This is a genomic window from Methylobacterium terrae (assembly GCF_003173755.1).
GTDB lineage: Bacteria > Pseudomonadota > Alphaproteobacteria > Rhizobiales > Beijerinckiaceae > Methylobacterium > Methylobacterium terrae.
In genome coordinates this window covers 4,840,001-4,859,983 of record NZ_CP029553.1, presented here as the reverse complement: position 1 = coordinate 4,859,983, position 19,983 = coordinate 4,840,001, and the positions used below count along the sequence as shown (strand labels likewise).

At 72.5% G+C, this 19,983-nt stretch carries 19 protein-coding genes; 13 read left to right on the top strand and 6 right to left on the bottom strand.

The window, feature by feature from the left end:
* Positions 1-63: 63 nt before the first annotated feature.
* The 4 genes from fabZ to lpxB are packed head-to-tail and all read left to right on the top strand — an operon-like array spanning position 64 to position 3,459.
* Positions 64-519, top strand: a complete 456-nt coding sequence (gene fabZ, locus DK419_RS22510) for a 3-hydroxyacyl-ACP dehydratase FabZ (RefSeq protein ID WP_425352679.1) — start codon at positions 64-66, stop codon at positions 517-519.
* Positions 516-1,349, top strand: a complete 834-nt coding sequence (gene lpxA / locus DK419_RS22505) for an acyl-ACP--UDP-N-acetylglucosamine O-acyltransferase (protein WP_109961061.1) — start codon at positions 516-518, stop codon at positions 1,347-1,349. Before fabZ ends, lpxA begins: the two co-directional genes overlap by 4 nt.
* Entirely contained in the window at positions 1,349-2,242 is an 894-nt protein-coding gene (locus DK419_RS22500) for an LpxI family protein (protein WP_109961060.1), read from the top strand. Before lpxA ends, DK419_RS22500 begins: the two co-directional genes overlap by 1 nt.
* Positions 2,239-3,459, top strand: coding sequence for a lipid-A-disaccharide synthase (gene lpxB / locus DK419_RS22495; RefSeq protein WP_245442634.1), 1,221 nt, complete (start codon positions 2,239-2,241; stop codon positions 3,457-3,459). The genes DK419_RS22500 and lpxB overlap by 4 nt, the downstream gene beginning before the upstream one ends.
* Here lpxB and DK419_RS22490 read toward each other — a convergent pair.
* The gene (locus tag DK419_RS22490) at positions 3,410-3,937 is read right to left on the bottom strand and encodes a peroxiredoxin (protein WP_109962448.1); all 528 of its coding nucleotides are present in this window, start codon (positions 3,935-3,937) and stop codon (positions 3,410-3,412) included. The two genes, lpxB and DK419_RS22490, sit on opposite strands and share 50 nt — an antisense overlap.
* A 300-nt stretch (positions 3,938-4,237) precedes the next feature.
* Here DK419_RS22490 and DK419_RS22485 point away from each other — a divergent pair, with 300 nt between their 5' ends.
* A complete protein-coding gene (locus DK419_RS22485; RefSeq protein ID WP_109962446.1) occupies positions 4,238-5,860 on the top strand; it encodes a histidine kinase famiy protein in 1,623 nt (540 codons plus the stop codon).
* Positions 5,861-5,879: 19 nt separating this feature from the next.
* Here DK419_RS22485 and DK419_RS22480 read toward each other — a convergent pair whose 3' ends face one another.
* The 3 genes from DK419_RS22480 to DK419_RS22470 all read right to left on the bottom strand — a co-directional run bounded on the left by DK419_RS22480 (position 5,880) and on the right by DK419_RS22470 (position 8,156).
* The gene (locus tag DK419_RS22480) at positions 5,880-6,110 is read right to left on the bottom strand and encodes a tautomerase family protein (RefSeq protein WP_109961059.1); all 231 of its coding nucleotides are present in this window, start codon (positions 6,108-6,110) and stop codon (positions 5,880-5,882) included.
* 10 nt (positions 6,111-6,120) lie between these two features.
* The gene (locus tag DK419_RS22475; protein WP_109961058.1) at positions 6,121-6,519 is read right to left on the bottom strand and encodes a (R)-mandelonitrile lyase; all 399 of its coding nucleotides are present in this window, start codon (positions 6,517-6,519) and stop codon (positions 6,121-6,123) included.
* Positions 6,520-6,683: 164 nt separating this feature from the next.
* Positions 6,684-8,156: an amino acid permease gene (locus DK419_RS22470; protein ID WP_109961057.1), complete on the bottom strand. Its 1,473-nt coding sequence runs from the start codon at positions 8,154-8,156 to the stop codon at positions 6,684-6,686.
* 206 nt (positions 8,157-8,362) lie between these two features.
* Between DK419_RS22470 and DK419_RS22465 the strand changes: the two genes are divergently transcribed.
* Entirely contained in the window at positions 8,363-8,659 is a 297-nt protein-coding gene (locus DK419_RS22465) for a ribbon-helix-helix domain-containing protein (protein WP_109961056.1), read from the top strand.
* 252 nt (positions 8,660-8,911) lie between these two features.
* On the opposite strand, the gene DK419_RS22460 is transcribed toward DK419_RS22465, so the two are convergent.
* Complete coding sequence (locus DK419_RS22460; RefSeq protein WP_109961055.1) at positions 8,912-10,549, bottom strand: GMC family oxidoreductase; 1,638 nt, start codon at positions 10,547-10,549, stop codon at positions 8,912-8,914.
* Between the two features lie 148 nt (positions 10,550-10,697).
* Here DK419_RS22460 and DK419_RS22455 point away from each other — a divergent pair, with 148 nt between their 5' ends.
* The 3 genes from DK419_RS22455 (at position 10,698) to DK419_RS22445 (ending at position 14,423) form a co-directional block, all read left to right on the top strand.
* Complete coding sequence (locus tag DK419_RS22455; RefSeq protein ID WP_162561360.1) at positions 10,698-12,206, top strand: tannase/feruloyl esterase family alpha/beta hydrolase; 1,509 nt, start codon at positions 10,698-10,700, stop codon at positions 12,204-12,206.
* A gap of 148 nt (positions 12,207-12,354) precedes the next feature.
* A complete protein-coding gene (locus DK419_RS22450) occupies positions 12,355-12,594 on the top strand; it encodes a hypothetical protein (RefSeq protein WP_109961053.1) in 240 nt (79 codons plus the stop codon).
* 107 nt (positions 12,595-12,701) lie between these two features.
* Positions 12,702-14,423: a sensor domain-containing diguanylate cyclase gene (locus tag DK419_RS22445; RefSeq protein ID WP_109961052.1), complete on the top strand. Its 1,722-nt coding sequence runs from the start codon at positions 12,702-12,704 to the stop codon at positions 14,421-14,423.
* Positions 14,424-14,430: 7 nt separating this feature from the next.
* Here DK419_RS22445 and DK419_RS22440 read toward each other — a convergent pair whose 3' ends face one another.
* On the bottom strand, positions 14,431-14,985 hold the full coding sequence (locus DK419_RS22440; protein ID WP_109961051.1) for a hypothetical protein: 555 nt from the start codon (positions 14,983-14,985) through the stop codon (positions 14,431-14,433).
* 741 nt (positions 14,986-15,726) lie between these two features.
* On the opposite strand from DK419_RS22440, the gene DK419_RS22435 reads away from it, so the two are divergent.
* The 4 genes from DK419_RS22435 (at position 15,727) to DK419_RS22415 (ending at position 19,858) form a co-directional block, all read left to right on the top strand.
* Positions 15,727-16,503 carry an SDR family oxidoreductase gene (locus DK419_RS22435; protein ID WP_109961050.1) on the top strand — a complete coding sequence of 259 codons (777 nt, stop codon included), beginning with the start codon at positions 15,727-15,729 and terminating at the stop codon, positions 16,501-16,503.
* Positions 16,504-17,062: 559 nt separating this feature from the next.
* On the top strand, positions 17,063-17,980 hold the full coding sequence (locus DK419_RS22425; RefSeq protein ID WP_109962445.1) for a 50S ribosomal protein L11 methyltransferase: 918 nt from the start codon (positions 17,063-17,065) through the stop codon (positions 17,978-17,980).
* 151 nt (positions 17,981-18,131) lie between these two features.
* A complete protein-coding gene (locus DK419_RS22420) occupies positions 18,132-19,304 on the top strand; it encodes a zinc-dependent alcohol dehydrogenase (protein WP_109961048.1) in 1,173 nt (390 codons plus the stop codon).
* Positions 19,301-19,858 (top strand): cyclase dehydrase, encoded by a 558-nt coding sequence (locus tag DK419_RS22415; protein ID WP_245442632.1) that lies wholly within the window; start codon positions 19,301-19,303, stop codon positions 19,856-19,858. Before DK419_RS22420 ends, DK419_RS22415 begins: the two co-directional genes overlap by 4 nt.
* Positions 19,859-19,983 lie beyond the last annotated feature (125 nt).

Below are 19,983 nucleotides of genomic sequence, written 5' to 3'. Positions count from 1 at the left end.
GATTCGCCCGACCGGCCCCTGCCGGTCCGGCCCGCCACGAGGGAGCCTGACGCCATGACCGAGATGCCTGCCGAACTGGGTACGGCCGACATCCTGCGGGTGATGGAGCTCCTGCCCCACCGCTACCCGTTCCTGATGATCGACAAGATCGTGCAGATCGACCGGGACGAGAGCTGCATCGGCATCAAGAACGTCACGATCAACGAGCCGCACTTCACCGGTCACTTCCCGACCGCACCGGTCTTCCCGGGCGTGCTGCTGATCGAGGGCATGGCCCAGACCGCCGGCGCGATCTGCTGCGCCCACAAGCTCAAGGGCGACGCCAAGCCGAGCAAGGTCTTCTTCATGACCATCGACAAGGCGAAGTTCCGCAAGCCGGTCGTCCCGGGGGACGTGGTCGAGTACCACATGCGCAAGACCAGCAACCGCCGCTTCATGTGGTGGTTCAAGGGCGAGGCCAAGGTGAACGGCGTGCTGGTGGCCGAGGCCGAGATCGGCGCGATGCTGGTGACCGAATGAGCGAGGTCCAGGCGAGCGCGGTTCCGGAAACCCGCATCCACCCGAGCGCGGTGGTCGAGGACGGCGCGGTGATCGGCGCCGGCGTCGAGATCGGGCCGTTCTGCCATGTCGGGCCGGAAGCCCGGCTCGGCGACGGCGTGCGGCTCGTGAGCCACGTCGTCGTGGCCGGCCGCACCACGGTCGGCCCGCGCACCCGGATCTACCCCTTCGCGTCGATCGGCCATCCGCCGCAGGACCTCAAGTTCCGCGGCGAGGACTCGACCTTGACGATCGGCGCCGATTGCCAGATCCGCGAAGGCGTGACGATGAACCCCGGCACCGCCGGCGGCGGGCTCGCCACCGTGGTGGGCGATTCCTGCGCGTTCCTCGCCAACAGCCATGTCGGCCACGATTGCCGGGTCGGCAACCACGTCGTCTTCTCCAACAACGTGATGCTGGCCGGCCATTGCCAGGTCGGCGACTACGCGATCCTCGGCGGCGGCGCCGCGGTGATCCAGTTCGCCCGGGTCGGCGCCCACTCCTTCGTCGGCGGCCTCTCGGGGCTCGAGAACGACCTGATCCCCTACGGCATGGCGGTCGGCAACCGCGCCTACCTGTCGGGGCTCAACATCATCGGGCTGCAGCGCCGCGGCTTCTCCCGCGAGGAGATCCACGCGCTGCGCCGCGCCTACCGCCTGCTCTTCGCCCTCGAGGGCACCCTGATGGAACGGGTCGAGGACGTGGCGGCGGAATTCGACCAGCACCCGATCGTGCAGGAGATCCTGGCCTTCATCCGCGAGGGCGGCAAGCGCTCGGTCTGCACCCCGCGCGAGGCGCCGGGCGCCGCGTGATGGCGGCCGCGGCGGCGAAGGCCGCGCCGGTCCCGGCCCCGAAGGGTCCGGTCGCGATCGTCGCCGGGGCCGGCCGGCTGCCGCTCCTCATCGCCGCCGCCCTCGAAGGGGCCGGGCGCTCCTGCCGGGTGCTCGCGATCCGGGGCTTCGCCGATCCGGCGACCCGGCGGCGGGCCGACGCCACGGTCGACCTCCTCGACGTCCGCGGCGCCCTCGACACCCTGTGCGGCTGGGCGCCCGCGGGCGTGACGCTCGCCGGCGCGGTGGCGCGGCCGAGCCCGGCCGCCCTCCTCAACACGCTCGCGGCCTACCGCAACCGCGAGGCGCTGCGCTCGCTGGCCTCGGGCGGCGACGACCACCTCCTGCGCGGCGTGCTCGCCCTGCTGGAAGAGCACGGCCTCCAGGTGCTCGGCGTGCGCGACCTCGCCCCCACCCTGATGGCGCCGACCGGCCGCCTCGGCGCGCTCGAACCCGACGCGGCGGCCGAGGCCTCGATCGCGGCCGGCCGGGCGCTGCTCGCCAGCCTGTCGCCGCACGATGTCGGCCAGGCCGCCGTGGTGGCGAGCCGGCGGGTGCTGGCGGTCGAGGGGCCGGAGGGCACCGACCGGATGCTGGCCCGCGCGCGGGCCCTCGCCCGCCGCCCCTTCGGCCTCGGGCGCCCGCCCGCCGGGATGGTGCTGGTCAAGCGCGCGAAGGACGGCCAGGACCTGCGCGTCGACCTGCCGGCGATCGGCCCGCGCACCGTGAAGCGCGCCGCGGAGGCCGGCTGCCTCGGCATCGCGGTCGGGGCCGGCGACACCCTGGTCCTCGACCGGCCCGAGACGGTGGCGCTCGCCGACCGCCTCGGCCTGTTCCTCCTCGGCCTGAAGCCCGATCCGGAGCCCGCCCCGTGAACGACCCGTCCGGGAGCGATCGCCCCCTCACGATCTGGCTGGTGGCGGGCGAGGAATCCGGCGACCAGCTCGGCGCCAAGCTGATCCGCTCGCTGCGCGCCCTCTCAGGAAGGCCGCTGGCGCTCGCCGGGGTCGGCGGCGACGCGATGGCGGCGGAGGGCCTGGACTCGCTGTTCCCGCTCGAGGACGTGGCGGTGATCGGCTACCTCGCGGTGGCTGCGCGCATCCGCCTCCTGATGCGGCGCATCCGCCAGACCGTGCGGGCCTGCGTGGCGGCCCGCCCCGACGTGCTCGTCATCATCGACAGCCCGGGCTTCACCCACGCGGTGGCGAGCCGGGTGCGCCGGCAGGTGCCGGACCTCCCGGTGGTCGATTACGTCAGCCCGAGCGTCTGGGCCTGGCGGCCGTGGCGGGCGAAGACGATGCGCGGCTACATCGACCACGTGCTCGCCCTGCTGCCGTTCGAGCCCGACGCCCATCGCCGCCTCGGCGGCCCGGCCTGCACCTATGTCGGCCACCCGCTGATCGAGCGCCTGGGCGAGCTGCGCCCCGGCCCCGCCGAGAGGGAGGCCCGGCAGGCGCCCGAGCCGGTGCTCGCGGTGCTGCCGGGCTCGCGCCGCAGCGAGATCGAGCGCCTGATGCCGATCTTCGGCGCCGCCCTGGCGCTCCTGCGGGCGCAGGGCCACGCCTTCACGGTCGAGCTGCCGGCGGTGGCCCGCCACCGCGCCCTGATCGAGCGCCTGGCCGGCTCGTGGCCCGTGCGGCCGCGCCTGATCGACGGAGAGGCCGACAAGCTCGCGACCTTCCGGCGGGCGCGGGCCGCGCTCGCCGCTTCCGGCACCGTGACGCTGGAGCTGGCGCTGTCCGGCGTGCCGATGGTGGTCGCCTACCAGGTGCCGAAGATCGAGGAGGTGATCGTGCGCCGCCTGATCCAGGTGCCGACGATCGTGCTGCCGAACCTGATCCTGGCCGAGAACGCGATCCCCGAGCTGATCCAGGCCGAATGCACCCCGGAGCGCCTGGCCGCCGCGCTCGGTCCGCTCCTGCCCGAGGGACCGGCCCGGGCGGCGCAGGAGGCGGCGCTCGCCCGCCTCGACGCCACGATGCGGCTGCCCGACGGCGACGACCCGAGCCGCAGCGCCGCCCGGATCGTGCTGGCGGCCGCCGCTACCGGCTCTTCAGATAGTCGAGCATCGTCCCGGCATCCGAGACCGTGAGGCCGACGCCCGGCGGATCGTCGCGAAAGCCAGGCTCGACGAACATCTTGCCGATCGTGCCGTCCTCGACGTGCATCGAGTAGCGCCAGCTGCGCATCCCCATCCCCTGCCGGCCGCGCTTGACCAGCATGCCCATCTGCCGCGTGAAGTCGGCATTGCCGTCCGGCAGCATGAACACCTTCTCGATGTTCTTGGAGCGTGCCCACTGGAACATCACGAAGGCGTCGTTGACCGACAGGCAGATCACCTGGTCGATGCCGAGCGCGGCGAAATCGTCGGCGTGCTGCTCGTAGCCCGGCAGGTGGTCGTCGGAGCAGGCCGGCGTGAACGCGCCGGGCAGCGCGAACAGCACGACGTTGCGGCCGCCGAACACCTCGGCCGAGGTGAGGTCCTTCCACTCGAACGGGTTCGGGCCGCCGAGGGCGTCGTTCCTGACGCGGGTGTGGAAGGTCACGTCCGGGACGGTGGCGGGCTGCATCGAAACCTCGCGGTTGAAGAGGATCGCGGACAAGCGAGACGGGCGCCACGAACCTAGCCTCGGGACTTACCGACCGCCACGGGGAAATCGTTCCCTCGCGGCCGTCGCGGCGGGACCGGTTCCGCTCCAACCGCGACAAAGTCGCGCTCTTGAACCGTGACCGCGCGACAAAGTCGCGCTCCTTGAAAATCGCGCGCCATTTACTGGCGCATCTTGATATATCCGCGCGGCGCCTATCTGTACTCGCAAGTAGAGCCGGACCGCGCCGCCGTGTGGCTCAGCCGGCGGCACGGGGGTTCGATGGCGGACATATCGGAGAAGCCGGATCTCGGCGGCCTCGGGCCCGCCGTTACGTCGCGCGGCCCGCGCGCGGTGACCGACACGCATTCGGACATCTTCTTCGCCGCCGTCGAGACGACGCGGATGCCGATGATCGTCACCGATCCGCACCAGCCGGACAACCCGATCGTCTTCGCCAACCAGGCCTTCCTGCGCATGACCGGCTACGCGCCGGAGGAGCTCGTCGGCTCCAATTGCCGCTTCCTGCAGGGCCCCGAGACCGACCGCGAGACGGTGGCGGAGGTGCGCCGCGCCATCGCCGAGCGGAAGGAGATCGCCACCGAGATCCTGAACTATCGCAAGGACGGCTCGACCTTCTGGAACGCGCTGTTCATCTCGCCGGTCTACGACAAGAAGGGCGAGCTGGTGTACTTCTTCGGCTCGCAGCTCGACGTGTCGCGCCGCCGCGACGCCGAGCAGGCCCTGCACCAGGCCCAGAAGATGGAGGCGCTGGGCCAGCTCACCGGCGGCATCGCCCACGACTTCAACAACCTGCTCCAGGTCATCGGCGGCTACACCGACGTGGTGCTGGCGCTGGCCGAACACCCGCGGATCGACGCGACCCGGCTGACGGGCGCCGGCGAGGCGATCCGCGCCGCGACCGACCGGGCGGCGCGCCTCACCCATCAGCTGCTCGCCTTCGCCCGCAAGCAGCGCCTCGACGGGCGGGCGCTCAACCTCAACACCCTCGTGCGGGGCATGAACGAGATCACCGGGCGCACGCTCGGCGACCACGTCGTGGTCAGGACCGACCTGTCGCCCGAGTTGTGGAACTGCCGCATCGACCCGACCCAGGCCGAGGTCGCGCTGCTCAACCTGCTGCTCAACGCCCGCGACGCGATGCCCGGCGGCGGCACGGTGACGATCCGGACCGAGAACCTGACCGTCGACGACGAGACGGCCCTGCTGCTGATGGTGCGGCCCGGCCCCTACGCGGTGGTGCAGATGCAGGATACCGGGCTCGGCATGCCGCCGGAGATCCTGGCGCGCGTGATGGAGCCGTTCTTCACCACCAAGGAGGAGGGCCGCGGCACGGGCCTCGGCCTCGCCATGGTGTACGGCTTCGCCAAGCAGTCCGGCGGCACGGTGCGCATCACCTCGGAGATCGGCCACGGCACCACCGTCCGCCTGCTCTTCCCGGCCACCGACCAGGCGGTCACCGCCGAGCGCCGCCCCGCCCCGCGGGCCGCCGACCGGACCGGCACCGAGACGGTCCTGGTGGTCGACGACCGCCCGGACGTCGCCGAGACCGCCCGGGTGATCCTGGAGGATTTCGGCTACACGGTGCTCGTCGCCCACGGCGCCCCCGCGGCGCTGGAGGTGCTCGACCGCAGCGACAAGGTCGACCTCCTGTTCTCCGACCTGGTCATGCCCGGCGGCATGAACGGCGTGCTGCTCGCCCGCGCCGCGCGCGAGCGCCAGCCGCGGATCAAGGTGCTGCTCACCACCGGCTACGCCGAGGCCTCGATCGAGCGGACGGATGCCGGCGGCAGCGAGTTCGAGATCCTCAACAAGCCCTACCGGCGGATGGAGCTGGCGCGGCGGGTGCGGCTGACGCTCGACGGGCCGACGGGGGTGGGGTAGCGGCCCCGCCCCCGTCCGATCAGGCCGGGGCGTAGCCCGGCTTCTTGAGGATCGTGTCGGCCTTCCCGACGATGTCGGGCTCGTAGACGGCGGCGGTCCAGGCGCTCGGCGCGACATCCTCGACGCCGACCGAGACCGACCCCTCCGAGCAGCCGGTGGCGGTCATCAGGGCTTTCGTGACCTCGTCGGCGATGCGCTGCTTCTGCTCGTCGCTGCGGCCGGCATAGAGCTTGACGATGACGTGCGGCATGGGAAGACCTCTAGCGTGCGCCGTACTCGGCGTCGGTCACGGGTTCGAGCCAGGTCACGGCGCTGCCGTCCTGCTTCTCCTGGATGGCGATGTGGCTCATGCCGGTGGTGGCGCTCGCCCCGTGCCAGTGCCGCTCGCCGGGCGGGAACCACACCACGTCGCCGGGCCGGATCTCCTCGATCGAACCGCCCTCGACCTGCGCCCAGCCGAGGCCGGCCGTCACGATCAGGGTCTGGCCGAGCGGGTGGGTGTGCCAGGCCGTCCGCGCGCCCGGCTCGAAGGTGACGTGGGCGCCGGCGACGCGGGCGGGATCCGGCGGGCTCGTGAGCGGATCGATCCGCACCCGGCCGGTGAAGTACTCCGCGGAGCCCGTCTGCGACGGACGGGACCCGCTCCGGTTGATCTCCATGACGATGGCCTCCTGGCGCGCCGTGCGCGGGATCGTACTGCCTTAGCGCAGTGCCGCCAGGCCCCGCCAGGGGAGAGAGAGATGCCCGCCAGGGGAGAGAGATGCCCGCCGGGGGGGAGGCGAGCCCGGCGGGGAGAGAAGAGCCCCCGCCCCCGGCGAAGCGATCAGCGCGCCGCCTCGCGGCCGACCCGGCTGTGGCGCCGGCCGTAGCCGAAATAGATCGCGAGCCCGATGCCGAGCCAGACCACCAGCCGCAGCCAGGTCTCGCCGTCGAGGGAGAGCATCATCGCCAGGCAGACCAGGATGCCGGCCGCCGGCACGAACGGCACCAGCGGCGCGCGGTAGCCCCGCGGCTCGTCCGGGTGGGTGCGCCGCATGATGACGACGCCGGCGCAGACGATGATGAAGGCGAGCAGCGTGCCGATGCTGGTCATGTGACCGAGCGTGCTGATCGGCGTGAAGCCGCCGAGCAAGGCCGCGAACACCATGAAGAACAGGTTCGAGCGGTAGGGCGTGCGCCAGGTCGGATGGATCGCGGCGAAGAACTTCGGCAGCAGCCGGTCGTTCGCCATGGCGTAGAACACCCGCGACTGGCCGTAGAGCAGGACCAGCATCACGGTGGTGAAGCCCGCGATGACGCCGAGGGTCACGAGGCTCTGGAGCCAGGGGAACGGCGTCTGCTTGATGGCGGTGGCGACGGGCGCCGCGTCGCCCTTCATCGAGGCGTAGGGGACGAGGCCGGTCAGCACCGCCGCGAAGGCGATGTAGAGCACGGTGCAGATGGCGAGCGAGCCGAGGATGCCGACCATCATCGTGCGCTGCGGGTTCTTCACTTCCTGCGCGGCGGTCGAGACCGCGTCGAAGCCGATATAGGCGAAGAACACCACGCCGGCGGCCCGCATGATGCCGCTCCAGCCGTACTCGCCGAAGGTGCCGGTGTTCTGCGGGATGAACGGCACGTAGTTCTGCGCCTTGACGTAGAACAGGCCGACGCCGACGACGGCGAGCACCACCGCGACCTTCACGACCACGATCACGCCGTTGACCCGGGTCGATTCGCGCACGCCGCGCATCAGGAGCAGCGAGATCAGGCACAGGATCAGCACCGCCGGCAGGTTGACGAGGCCGTGCACGCTCGAGCCGTCGGCGAGCTGCACCGTCTCGAACGGCGAGTGCAGGAGGCGCGGCGGCAGGGTGATGCCCCAGTCCTGGAGCAGCGTCGCGACGTATTTCGACCAGCTCACCGACACGGTTGCGGCCCCGACCGCGTATTCGAGCACGAGGTCCCAGCCGATGATCCAGGCGACGAACTCGCCCATCGTGGCGTAGGCGTAGGTGTAGGCGCTGCCCGAGACCGGGATCATGCTGGCGAGCTCGCTGTAGCACATGCCGGCGAGCGCGCAGCCGATCGCCGCGATGGCGAACGAGATCACCACCGCCGGCCCGGCATTCTCCGCCGCCGCGATGCCGGTGAGCGAGAACAGGCCGGCGCCGATGATCGCCCCGATGCCGAGCCCGACCAGGCTCCAGGGGCCGAGGGTCCGCTCCAGCCCGTGGCCGCCGCCCTCCGCGTCCTGCCTCAGGCGGTCGATCGGCTTCGTCCGCATCAGCCCGTCCGCTACGCTCTCCCGCGCCATCGCGTGCCCTCCCGGTCGTTCGAGACTCAACGCAGCGTCACCGCCAAGGCTGCACGGGACGATGGTCGATCGTCGCGCCCGGCCGCCGGGGCCGTCGCGCGCGGGAATGGGCGTGCGGCGATCGTCTCGCCCGCGACGCATCGGCGGCTTGCCGAGCCGCCTCCCGCGTCAATATTCTCGGGCAACAGACGGACAGGAGGAGCCCCATGTGCCGGATCTTCGCCGAGCAGACGCCGGAGCGCTACGCCTACGAGACGCGCTCGCTGCGGATCGGCGGGCACTGCACCTCGCTGCGCCTCGAGACCGCGTTCTGGAGCATCCTGGAGGAGATCGCCCGCCAGGAGGGCCTGAGCGTCGCGAAATTCGCCACCAAGCTCCATGACGAGGTGCTGGAGCGCCACGGCGAGGTGCGCAACTTCGCGTCGCTGCTGCGCTGCTCCTGCCTGATCTACCTGTCCGCCGGAAACCGGGCGGCGGCGCCGGTGCTGATGGCGGCCGAGTAGGGCCGGGGCCCGCGCCCCCAGCGCATCGTCCGGTGAAGCGGATACCGGTTCGTCGTCGACAATGCGGCACAATCGGAAGGCTGGAGCAGCGCACGATCGCGACGCCACGGTCCACGACACTGGCGCAAAGCCCGTGATCGTCAGGCGTGTCCCATCCGCACCCTCATCCCGAGGTGTCGGGTGGGAGGAGTTGCCGCCGCAGCCGGAAGGCCGTGTCGTGGACCGTGTCGCAAGGCGATCAGGCGGCTGCTACTAGCCGGCATCCTCCAGGATCATCGCGGCGCCCTTCTCGGCCAGCATGATCGTCGGCGAGTTGGTGTTGCCGGAGGTGATGCGCGGCATCGCCGAGGCGTCGGCGACCCGCAGACCCCGGATCCCGCGCACCCGCAGCCGCGCGTCGAGCACCGCCCCGGCATCGTGGTCGGCCCCCATCCGGGCGGTGCCGACGGGGTGGAAGATCGTGGTGCCAAGGTCGCCCGCGGCCTTGAGCAGGTCGGCGTCGCTGGCGATCGCGGGCCCCGGCAGGTGCTCCTCCGGCCGGTAGCGGGCGAGCGGCGCCTGGGCGACGATGCGGCGGGTGAGTTTCAGCGAATCCACCGCCACCCGCCGGTCCTCCTCGGTCGAGAGGTAGTTCGGGCGGATCTCCGGGGGGGCGAGCGGGTCGGGGCTGCCCGCGTGCACGCTGCCGCGGCTCGACGGGCGCAGGTTGCACACGCTCGCCGTGAAGGCCCCGAACGGGTGCAGGCCCTCGCCCCACTTGTCGAGCGAGAGCGGCTGGAAGTGGTATTCGAGGTTGGCGGTGGCGTAGTCGGGGGACGAGCGGGTGAACACCCCGACCTGGCTCGGCGCCATGGTGAGCGGCCCGGTGCGGAACAGCGCGTATTCCACGCCCATCCAGCCTCTCTTGATGAGGTTGGCGTACGTGAGATTGAGCGTCGGCACGCCGGTCACCTTGTAGACCGGGCGGATCTGCAGGTGGTCCTGGAGGTTCTCGCCGACGCCCGGCGCGTGGTGCGCGACCGCGATCCCGAGGGACTGGAGCCGCGCCCCGTCGCCGATGCCGGAGAGCTCGAGGAGCTTCGGGGTTGCGACGGCGCCGGCCGAGAGCACCACCTCGCCGTTCGCCCGGGCGAGGCATCGCTTCCCGCCGCGCTCGAACACCACGCCGGCGGCGCGGCCGTCCTCGATCAGCACCCGCTCGACGTGGATCCCGGTCTCGAGCCGCAGGTTCGGGCGGGTCAGCGCCGGCTTGAGGAAGCCCCGCGCCGCGCTCCAGCGCCGGCCGCGGCGCTGGTTGACCTGGAAGTAGGACGAGCCCTCGTTGTCGCCGGTGTTGAAGTCCGGGATCTTGCGGATGCCGGCGGCCTCCGCGGCGTCGCGGATCGCGTCGAGGATCGCCCAGCGGATCCGCGGCGGCTCGACCCGCCACTCCCCGCCGGAGCGGTGGAAGCCGTTCGGCGGGGCGATGTGATCCTCGTGCTTGAGGAAGTAGGGCAGCACGTCGTCCCAGCCCCAGCCCTCGAGGCCGAGCTGGCGCCAGCCGTCGTAATCGGCGGCCTGGCCGCGCATGTAGATCATCGCGTTGATGGCCGACGAGCCGCCGATGACCTTGCCGCGGGGATAGGCGAGCTGGCGCCCGTTCAGGCCGGTCTCGGCCTGCGTGGTGAACAGCCAGTCCGCCCGCTTGTTGCCGATGGCGAACAGGTAGCCGGCCGGGATGTGGAACCAGATCCAGTTGTCGCGCCCGCCCGCCTCCAGCACCAGCACCCGCCGGCGGGAATCGGCCGAGAGGCGGTTGGCGAGCACGCAGCCCGCCGAGCCCGCCCCGACCACGATGTAGTCGTAGGTGCCGAAATCCTCGAGCCCCCCGCCGGCCGTGGTGCCTGCCATCGCGTTTCCCGCCCTGATCCGTCGTTCCGGCGGGTTTAGCGCATTCCGCTGGCGACGGCGCAAGGGGTTGCGGTTAAGCTCATCGAAAAGCCGGGAGGGGACGATGCGGCGGACGGTTCTGGGGCGCAGGGTTGGGATTGCGGTCGGCGTGGCCGCCGGCCTGATGGCGGCACCGGCGCTCGCGGGCGAGTGCGGGTCCCTCGCCAACCTGAAGATCGAGGCGGTCAACCTCCACTCCGCCGCCGAGGTGCCGGCCGCCGGCGACCTGCCGGCCTATTGCCGGGTGCTCGGCACCGTGCGGCCGGCGATCAGCTTCGAGGTGCGGCTGCCGCTCCAGAACTGGAACGGCAAGTATTACGGCACCGGCTGCGGCGGGTTCTGCGGCACGCTCGCGTCCGATGCGCCCGGCTTCACCAACGCGATGAATTACGGTCTGCGCCGGGGCTACGCCGCCTCGACGATGGATTCGGGCCACTGGGGCACCGGCTCGGCCGACGGGCGCTGGGCGGCCGGCGACCTCGTCGCCCGGATGGATTGGGGCCAGCGCGCGGTGACCGAGACCGCCCGGGCCTCCAAGATCCTGGTGCGGGCCTTCTACGACCGGCCGCAGGCGAAGTCGTACTTCGCCGGCTGCTCGACCGGCGGACGCATGGCGGCGATGGAGGCGCTGAAATACCCGAAGGACTTCGACGGGATCATCAGCGGGGCGCCCGCCCTCGACTATACCGGCCTCGTCGCCACGACCTTCGCCTGGGTGACGAAGGCGAATACCGGCGCCGACGGCAAGCCGATCCTGACCACGCCCCGGGTCAAGCTCGTGGCGGACGCCGTCGCGGCGGCCTGCGGCACGGAGGCGACCAAGGGGCTCGTCGCCGATCCGCGGCAATGCGGCTTCAAGCCCTCGTCCCTGCGCTGCACGGGGACCGCCGCGGCGGGGTGCCTGAGCGAGGCGGAGGTCGGGGTGCTCGAGCAATGGTATGCCGGCCCGACCGACGCCGCCGGCCGGGCGCTCTACCCGGGCGGCATCCCGCTCGGCTCCGAGGTGCACTGGCCGCGCTGGCTCACGGGGCTCGGCAACGCGCCGGCGATCCTGCCGCTCTTCGCCGCCGACTTCCTGCGCTACATGGCGTTCTGGCCCTCGCCCGGACCGGCCTACCGGGTGGCCGATTTCGATGTCTCCGCCGATCCGGCCCGGCTGGCGGCGCAGGCGCAGACCTACAACGCCGCCACCTACGAGCCGGCCACCGGCGCCGTGCGCCCGGCCGCCGACCTCGCGGCCTTCCGCGACGCGGGCGGCAAGCTCCTGATCTATCACGGCTGGGGCGATCCGCTGGTCACGCCGTTCATGAGCGTCGCCTTCTACGAGGCGCTCGCCAAGGGCGCGGGCGGCCTCGATTCCCTGGCCAGGACCGCGCGCCTGTTCATGGTCCCGGGCATGGACCATTGCGGCATCGGCACCGAGGGGCCGGGCATCGCCGATACCGGCATCGATCCGCTGACGGCGCTCGAGCGCTGGGTCGAGGCCGGCGAGGCGCCGCGCGAGCTCGTGGCGACGAAGCGCGACGCCGGCGGGGCGGTCCTGTGGTCGCGGCCGGTCTGCGCCTACCCGCAGGTCGCGCGCGCCGACGGGGCCGGCCTCACCTGCGCGGGCCCGTGACGGCGGGCGACGTTGCACCGGCCGGCGCTGAGCCGGTCGGCCTCAAGGCGATCGTCTCTGCACAGCAGCCGAATTCATTCTCGATCGTGACGTGTTAGGAGTTGTCCGGGGCCGCTTTCGTGGCATCTGTGCCGCAGGAGTGGCAGGCATGACCGACGACGCACGACCCCGGGTTCTCTCGATCACCAGCATCACCGCCGTCAGCACCATCGACGGCGGCGACACCCTGGCGGCCGAGGTCAACGGGCCGGACGGCGGCACGATCTTCCTGCTGATCCCGCTCGGCGCCGCCGGCGCCCTCATCACCCAGCTCACCGACGCGGCCGAGCGCGGGGCGAGGGAGCGGCGGCTTCACAGCCGGGGGCGCCGCCTCGATCCGGAGGCGTAGGGCCCCCATCCCCACGGGAAAGGCCGGTCGTTCGAATGCGAGCGATCGGCTGAACCGATCGTTGGGGGAGAGGCGGGAGAACGGTCCTCCGATCGCGGAGGTCCCTCGTGTCGTTCAGGAATCGAGTCCGGTTCGAGCACCAGCTCGCCGCACTGGTCGGCCTGCTCTGCCTCGCCCTGGTGGGCGCCACGGTGGGCGGGGCGGTCTGGCTCGAGCGCCGGAGCGCCGTCCGGCTCGCCGAGGCGCGCCTGGCCCGCCTCGCCGCCGGCATGGCGGACAGCCTCGACACCACCCTGCGGGAGCGGTTCCGCGAGATCCAGGTCGTCGCCGCCCTCGAGCCCTTGCGCGAGCGCTGGGGCAGCGACGCGACGACGATCCGCGGCGTCCTCTCGGCCATGCGGACGACGGCGCCGGATTACGCCTGGCTCGGCTTCGTCGCGCCGGACGGGCGGGTGCGGGTCGGCACCGAGGGGCTGCTCGAGGATCTGACGGTGAGCGGCCGGGCCTGGTTCGAGACCGGCCTCGCCCGGCCGAATGTCGGCGACGTGCACGAGGCGGTGCTGCTGAACCGCCTCATCCTCCGCAGCGAGCCGGAGCCGCTGCGCCTCGTCGACGTGGCGGCACCGGTGCGCGACGGCGCCGGTCGCGTCATCGGGGTGCTCGGCGGGCACCTGAGCTGGGACTGGGCCGCCCGGGTGCGCCGCCGCCTCCTCGACGAGGGCGCGGCCGGCACCGACCTGTGGGTGCTCGACCGGCGCGGGCGCGTGATCCTGGGACCGCATCTCGGCACGGCTCCGTTCGGCCCGGCGCGGATCGGCGCCATGGCCGAGCAGGGCAGCGGCACCTTCGCCGCCGCGATCGACGGGGAGAGGCGGCTCGCCGGCTTCGCCTCGGCGGCGAAGGGCGAGCGGGCCGAGATCGCCGGGGGCGATCCGGGCCTCGGCTGGATCGTGGTCGCCACCCGGGCCGAGGCGCAGGCCGTGGCCCCGGTGCAGCGCTCGGTCCGGGCGCTCCTGGCCCTCGGCGCCGCCGCCGCCCTGGTCGGCGTCGCCCTCGCCTGGTGGCTCGGCCGGCGGATCGCGGCGCCGTTGCGGCGGATGACCGCCGCGGCGGACCGGATCGGCCGCGACGCCGACGCGACCACGCTACCGCGCCTCGACGGGGCACGAGAGTTCGTCGCCCTCTCGGCGGCCCTGCGCTCGCTCCTGCGGCGCATCGGCACCGTCGAGCGCGAGCTCAGCGACGCGACCGTGCGCTCGACCCGCGTCGCCGCCTTCTACCGGCGCCAGATCGAGGACCTGCGCCAGGTCGCCGGCACCGACGTCCTGACCGGGCTCCTCAACCGCCGCGGCTTCACCGGACCGGCCGAGGACGCCTTCGCGCAGGCGCGCGGCGGCCGGAGCGGCGTCGCGGTGCTCGTCGTCGACATCGATCACTTCAAGCGCGTCAACGACCAGCACGGCCACGATGCCGGCGACGCGGTGATCCGCCACGTCGGCGCCCTGCTGGCGGAGGCGGTGCGCGGCACCGACACCGTCGCCCGCTTCGGCGGCGAGGAATTCGTGGTGCTGCTCGTCGGCCTCGGCGCGAGCGAGGCCGCGCAGATCGCCGATCGCCTCTGCGTCGCCGTGCGGACGGCGCAGATCGCCCATGGCGGCACCGGCATCCCGGTCACCGTGAGCATCGGGGTCGCGGCCGTCGCGCCGTGCGACCCCGACATCCAGGCGGCGATCGCGCGGGCGGATGCGGCGCTCTACGAAGCCAAGGCGCGCGGGCGCGACCGGGTCAGCGTGGCGGCGGCGAGCGAGGCGGTCGAGCGGGCGGCGTGAGCGGTACTCACCCCCGCTCCAGGCGGACGGACCGCCGGACGAAACCAAGGGCGGAATTCAGGCTGTTGCCCGCGGCCTCCGCGGCGGCCTGAACCACATCGCCGGCGGCCTGAAGCGCGCGCCCGGCGGAAGCATCCGGGGTGGGCAGCGCAGCGACGCGGTTCGCCGCTCGCGCGAAGCCGACGCGCAGGACCTCGCGGTCATGCATCACCAAGGCGGTCAGCCGGGCATCCGCCAGGGCGACGATGAACCCGCCATCCACGAAGGCGATCTCGACCAGGGCCTTCGGCTGGTTCTCGTCGGCTTCGACGGCTGCCAGGGCGGAGGCGGCGAGGCCGGCCGCGCCGGTCAGATCGAGCGTGGAGGCGAGGCCGAGGCCGCCCTTGATCCCGGTCAGCACCTGCTCGCCCCAGCCGCGTTCCCCGGCCACGCCGCCATGCGATTCGATCGTGACGACCGCGTCGACGCCGCGCTCGATCCCGTCGGGCGTCGTGAAGACGCCGGCCTCGTATTGGCCGCGTCCCTTGCCGCAGCTGCCCGCGACGATCTTGATCTCGGCCATGAGGCGCCCCAGCCGCCGGCGGATCCGGGTTGCGCACCCTGAGCCATCCTCTCCAGCGTATTGCCGAGCTTAGCGGCCGGGGCGGAGCGCTGTCGAGAGGATCGCCCGCGTTCGGCCGTCCGGCGATGCCGACGCGAACGCCGAGCCCGACGACCTGCTCGGAACCAGACCACGCCAAGCTCCGTTAGTACTGCAGAAGAGTATTCACGGAGCAATGGAGGCGACGATGATGAAAGGTGGGCTGCTCTGGTTGATCGGTATCCCGCTTCCGATCATCCTGATCCTGTTCTTCCTGGGCTACCTGCACTGAGGCCTCGTCGATCGACTTGGAGAGCCGGAACCGGCCTGTAGGCCGAAACCTCGTCCCATCCTCCCGGGCCTCGGCGCAGCCGGGAAACCGGGATCCATGACCGCGAGCGGCGCGGGCCGCGTTCCGCCTCGTCCTGAATCCTCAGCCCTCATGGATCCCGCTTCATGGCTCCCGGGTGTCGCCGCCCGGGACGACGCTTCGCGTCGCGACATCGTCAAGGACGGTCGGGCGAGCATCCGTCTCGCGGAGCCGTCCGCCTGCAAGCGCCATCAGGCCGTTCGCGCGTCCCACCTTCCCCCGCCGAACCTCATCCACCGCGAAGCCACCGCTCCCCGGCTTGCGCGCCACCGCTGTCACTTGGCAGACAGGCACGAAGGACGGCCTGCCACGGCGCGCGGCCGCCGAACCACAACGACGGGGAGGAGACGATCATGACGCACGATCTCACCGGCAAGGTCGCCTGGGTGACCGGCGCGGGCAGCGGCATCGGCGAGGCCGCGGCCCTGGGCCTCGCGGGCGCGGGAGCCCGGGTGGTGCTCACCGGGCGCCGCGAGGAGCCGTTGCGCGCGCTCGCCGAGCGCATCGCGGCCGCTGGCGGCGAGGCCGCGGTCGAGCCCGGGGACGTCACCGATGCCGCCCGCGTCCAGGCGATCGTTGACGGCATCGCCGGGCGCTTCGGCCGGCTCGACGTGCTGGTCAGCAACGCCGGCAGCAACGTGCGCGAGCGGCGCTGGGACGCCCTCTCGCCGGAGGGCGCGCAGGCGGTGATCGCGGCCAACCTGTCGAGCGCCTTCTACGCCTCGCTGGCGGTGCTGCCCTTGATGCGCCGGCAGGGCGACGGCGTGCTGATCCACACCGCCTCCTGGGCCGGGCGCTACGTGAGCCCGGTGAGCGGCCCGGCCTACACGGCGGCCAAGCACGCCGTGGTGGCGATGAGCCACAGCATCAACATGGAGGAATGCGTCAACGGCATCCGCTCGACGGTGCTGTGCCCGGCCGAGGTCGCGACGCCGATCCTCGACAAGCGCCCGGTGCCGGTGAGCGCCGAGGACCGCGCCCGCATGCTCCAGCCCGACGACATGGCGGCCCTGATCCTGTTCGTGGCGACCCGGCCGAAGCACGTCTGCCTCAACGAGGTGGTGATCAGCCCGACCTGGAACCGCGGCTACGTGCCGGATGCCCGCCTGGGGTCGCGCCTCGGCGCGTGAGGACGCGCACCACGTCACCGAAGGCTCCGGATGGTCGCGGCGCGATCGTCCGGGGCCCGCCATCCGGGGCGAGGCGAGGCCGCCTCGCCCGAGCGCCGCGCGGGCCTACGCGCCGGCCTCCTCCGAATCGGCCTTCAACTGCAGCTCGCTCCGATGAAGGCGGCTGAGCAGCATGAGCATGCGGCCCGGCAGGGCCGTATCCTCGGCAGTGAGCGGCGCCGTACGGCGCCAAGTCGCGGAATCCCGAAGGGCGGGGGAGTCCCGCCCGGGAGCCAGAGCGATCCCGGCGGGGACATCCGGCCGATCCTGCTCGCGAACTCGGGTACGCATCTTACGATCCTTCAACGGCCGGCTTCTGACGACCGGCGCCGCTATGAACGCCGAACCGCCGCGCCGGTTCCGCCGCGGCGGGCGAAGTTTTCCCAGCGACAGGCCGGCCGTGCCGCCGACGCCACGCAGGGGCACCGGGGCGGCGGGCCGCGGCGCGCGCCGAAGAGAGATGCCGCCCCCGCGTGACGGGGCGGTGACGGCGGCCGGCGCGGATGCTATGGGCGCGGGCATGCTCGAAGGCCTGCCGCCCCACCGCCCGACCCACGTGCTGCGACTCGACACGAACGAGCGCGCGGCCCGCGCCATGACGGACCTGATCGGCGAGGTCTTCGACCCGACCGAGACCGCCGTCGCGGCCTTCGAGGCCGAGGACGGCCGGACCTGGCACCTCGAGGCCTACTTCTCCGAGGAGCCCGACGAGGAGGCGGTGCGCGAGCTGATCCGCCCGATCGTCGGCGACGCGGCCGACGAGGCGGCCTTCGCGGCGATCGACCAGCAGGACTGGGTGCGCGCCTCCCTCGAAGGGCTGAAGCCCGTGCGGGCCGGCCGGATCCTGGTCCACGGCTCGCACGACCGGGCTCGGGTGCAGCCGAACGACCTGCCGATCGAGATCGAGGCGGCGCTCGCCTTCGGCACCGGGCATCACGGCACCACGCTCGGTTGCCTCATGGCCCTGGTCGACGAGGTGAAGCGCCGCCGGCCCCGGCGCATCCTCGACGTCGGCACCGGCACCGGCATCCTGGGGCTCGCTGCGGCGCGCCTCCTGCACACCCGCGTCATCGCCGGCGACCTCGACCCCGAGGCGGTGGCGACCGCCCGCACCAACGCCGCCTTCAACGGGCTCGCCAACCTGATGGCGTTCTACGAGGCGCCGGGCCTGCGCCACCCGCTCGCCGGCGTCGCCCGCGGCTACGACCTCGTCTTCGCCAACATCCTGGCCCGGCCGCTGCGGGGCCTCGCCCCCAGCCTCGCCCGCGCGGTGGCCAGCGACGGCACCCTTGTGCTCTCCGGCCTGATCCCCCGCGACGTGCCGGGCGTGCTCTCGGCCTACGCCGCGCAGGGCTTCCGCCTGCGCCGGCGCCGGCTGATCGAGGGCTGGGCGACCCTGGAGCTGCGCCGCGGCGGCGCCGCGCCCCGACCCCGTTAGGTTTCAAGGAACAGCCCCAACGCTGATCGGTTGTCCGAGCATCGCCGTCTACCGGTAGGGAGTATAAGCATCCTGGCCGGCGGGCGGCCCGTGCGCGCGGCCAGCCAATCCCGGCCTTCCGCGGCACGAGAGCCCCGGAGACCGATCAGCGATGAAGGCCCTCGTCTGGCACGGCACTGCGGATATCCGCTGCGACACGGTCCCCGATCCGACGATCGAGGACGGGCGCGACGCGATCATCAAGGTAACCTCCTGCGCCATCTGCGGCTCGGACCTGCACCTCTACGACCACTTCATGCCGGGCATGAAGTCGGGCGACATCATGGGCCACGAAACCATGGGCGAGGTGGTCGAGGTCGGCCGGGACAACACGGCGCTGAAGGTCGGCGACCGGATCGTGGTGCCGTTCACGATCATCTGCGGCCAGTGCGAGCAGTGCAAGCGCGGCAACTTCTCGGTGTGCGAGCGCTCGAACCGCAACGCCAAGCTCGCCGAGACCGCCTTCGGCCACACCACCGCGGGCCTGTTCGGCTACACCCACCTCACCGGCGGCTATCCGGGCGGCCAGGCCGAGTACCTGCGGGTGCCCTTCGCCGACGCCACCCACATCAAGGTGCCGAAGGGCATCCCCGACGAGAAGCTCCTCTTCCTCTCCGACATCTTCCCGACCGGCTGGCAGGCGGCCGTGCAGTGCGACATCCAGCCGGAGGACACGGTGGCGATCTGGGGCTGCGGCCCGGTCGGCCAGATGGCGATCCGCTCGGCGATCCTGCTCGGAGCCAGGCGCGTCATCGCCATCGACCGGGTGCCCGAGCGGCTGACCATGGCGCGCGCCGGCGGCGCCGAGACGATCGACCTCAACGAGGAGTCGAACGTCGTCGCCAGGCTCAACGACATGACCGACGGCAAGGGGCCGGAGAAGTGCATCGACTCGGTCGGGATGGAGGCCCACGCCACCACCTCGCTCGACGCGATCTACGACCGCGCCAAGCAAGCGGTGATGCTGGAGAGCGACCGGCCGCACGTGCTGCGCCAGATGATCATGGTCTGCCGCCCGGCCGGGGTGCTGTCGATCCCGGGCGTCTATGGCGGCTTGATCGACAAGGTGCCGTTCGGCGCCGCGATGAACAAGGGCCTGACCTTCCGGATGGGCCAGACCCACGTCAACCGCTGGAGCGACGACCTGCTGCGGCGGATCGAGGAGGGTCAGATCGACCCGTCCTTCGTCATCACCCACACGGTGGGATTGGAGCAGGGGCCGGAGATGTACCGGACGTTCCGGGACAAGCAGGACGGCTGCATCAAGGTGATGATCCGGCCATGACGCGCTCGACCATGAAACGGACCGTCGATCCCCGCTCGCGCACCGCGCACGATGCGCTCGCCCGCGGCCTCGGCTGGTTCTCGATCGGCCTCGGCCTCGCCGAGATCCTGGCGCCCCGCGCACTCTGCCGGGCCTTGGGCCTGGAGGGCCGCGAGGCCCTGATCCAGGCCTACGGCGCCCGCGAGGTCGCGACCGGCGCCGCCATCCTGATGAGCCACGATCCGACCCCGTGGATCTGGGGCCGGGTCGCGGGCGACGCGGTCGACCTCGCGACCCTGGCGACCGGCTTCGAGGGCGACAACCCCCGCGCCGGCAACCTGGCGCTCGCCACCGCGGCGGTGGCCGGCGTGACCCTCGCCGACATCGTCTGCGTCCAGGGTCTCACCGCCGACAAGCGCGTGCCGCCGCGGGGCACCTACGAGTACCACAACCGCAGCGGATTCCCCGGCGGCCTCGCCGCCGCCCACGGCGGCGCCCGCGACTTCGCGGTCCCGCGCGACTTCCGCATCCCGGGCCCTCTACGCCCCTGGCGCGACGGCCGCCCCGCGGCGTGAATCACGCTTCGACCGGCTCTGGCCGGTCGAAGCGACAGCCGACCCCTCGTTCCGGGCCTCGCCGCAAGCCGGAACCCGGGACGACGGGGCGGGTACCGATGCCGACAGGCAGGCCGACGAGTTGT